Below are 1,574 nucleotides of genomic sequence, written 5' to 3'. Positions count from 1 at the left end.
CAGTTGCACTCGCGTCACGTAAGACGGTCTATCGGACCGGACCGTCTCACGTAGGAACATCCCTCAAATTGATCACGACTCGATACGCGCCCTAGGAGGGCAGGGAACCCGGGGTTCCCTGCCCTCCTAGCGATGCCCCGCGTTTCATACGGTCGTGGCGCGAACGTTCGCGTCGGCGAGGCGGCGGCGCAACTCCTTCTCCTGGGCGCGGCGCGCGGTGACATCACGGATGACCGCGCCGACATGTCCGGCGCCGCCCTGCGGATCAGACAGGAGGCACACGCTGAACTCGATCGACAGGCTCGACCCGTCGGCCTTGAGCGCGGGCACGGTCAGCAGGTCGCTCGCGCCGTAGCGGGTGGAGCCCTTGGCCATCGCGGCGTGGAAGCCGTCCCAGTGCGGGCGCCGGTGCCGTTCGGGGATGATCAGGTCGAGACTCTGTCCGAGCACCTCGCTCTCCTTCCACCCGAAGATCCGCTCCGAGCCGCTGTTCCAGAACAGGATGAGCCCCTCGCTGTCGACGATGACGATGCCGTCGGGCGCATGGATGGTCATGTGCGCGAGCAGTTCGGGGTGCGGGACTGTCATGGCTCCTCCGGGTGGCGCGATGCGGGTGTACGGCCGGTCGTAAGTATACTGAATGCAATCTCTCGATCGAGAGGTGATTTGAGAGGTAACGAAGAGTCAATGTCGTGCAGTTGACGAACCTGACCAAATCGGGAACCTGGGCTGCGGGTGCCGAATAATCATCCATCGAGGTCACTGCCTTGATGGCTGATCTACGCGGCTCGGGGCGATCATCGCGAAGTGGTCGCCCGCTCGGCGCCGGGACGGCATCATGAACTGTCGTGCTGCTGCGTCTGGCCTACCTCGCTGCGACCAACGTCCTGGCGATCCTGCGCCTGCTGACGATGAGCGGACACGAGAAGGACCTCGAGATCCTCGCGCTTCGTCATCAGCTGCTGGTCCTGCAGCGCCAGGTCGGCAGGCCCACCTTCACCGCCACCGACCGCGCCGTACTCGCCGGCCTCCTTCACCGCCTGTCGGCGGACAAACTGCGACGCCTGCTGTTGCTGGTCTGCAGCCGGACACGATCCTGCGGTGGCACCGCAATCTACTCAAGCGCCGTCACGCCGCGGCGAGCCGACCACATAGCCGAGGACGACCACCCACCGTACGGTCGATCCGCGCCCTGGTGCTGCGCCTGGCCAGGGAAAACCCGCCGTGGGGGTATAGGAGGATCCACGGTGAACTCGCGGCCCTCGGGATCAAGGCGCCGCATCCACCGTCTGGGAGATCCTCAAGGAGCATGGCATTCCGCCCGCGCCCGAGCCGCAGAGTACGACCTGGGCCGAGTTCCTGCGCGGCCAGGCCGAGGCGCTGCTGGCCTGCGACCTGTTCGAGGTCCGCACCCTGACCAGGGCGCGCCTATTGCTGAGTTCCTCAAGTTGTGGGTATAAAGCCTTCGTTGGGGTAGCGGCTGGGGGTGGGTTGTGCCGGGATTGTTGCGGGCTCGGACTGCTTCGGGGCCGGATGAGGAGAGGATGATCGCCAGGCTGGCGGGAGCGCGGAAA

At 65.8% G+C, this 1,574-nt stretch carries 2 protein-coding genes and 1 pseudogene; 1 reads left to right on the top strand and 2 read right to left on the bottom strand.

The features are described from left to right. Positions 1-144 precede the first annotated feature (144 nt). Together ACFU6I_RS48650 and ACFU6I_RS48645 are read right to left on the bottom strand one after the other, a co-directional pair. Entirely contained in the window at positions 145-588 is a 444-nt protein-coding gene (locus tag ACFU6I_RS48650; RefSeq protein ID WP_384381024.1) for a PAS domain-containing protein, read from the bottom strand. 248 nt (positions 589-836) lie between these two features. Then, positions 837-1,037 carry a hypothetical protein gene (locus tag ACFU6I_RS48645; protein WP_384381027.1) on the bottom strand — a complete coding sequence of 67 codons (201 nt, stop codon included), beginning with the start codon at positions 1,035-1,037 and terminating at the stop codon, positions 837-839. On the opposite strand from ACFU6I_RS48645, the pseudogene ACFU6I_RS48640 reads away from it, so the two are divergent. Next, a pseudogene (locus tag ACFU6I_RS48640) lies at positions 960-1,431 on the top strand (helix-turn-helix domain-containing protein); the annotation flags it as partial. The gene ACFU6I_RS48645 and the pseudogene ACFU6I_RS48640 sit on opposite strands and share 78 nt — an antisense overlap. Between the last annotated feature and the right edge of the window lie 143 nt (positions 1,432-1,574).

It is taken from the genome of Streptomyces sp. NPDC057486 (assembly GCF_042802415.1).
Taxonomy (GTDB): Bacteria; Actinomycetota; Actinomycetes; order Streptomycetales; family Streptomycetaceae; genus Streptomyces; species Streptomyces yanii.
The sequence above is the reverse complement of the archived record's forward strand: the minus strand, read 5'-3'. Positions and strand labels throughout refer to the sequence as shown.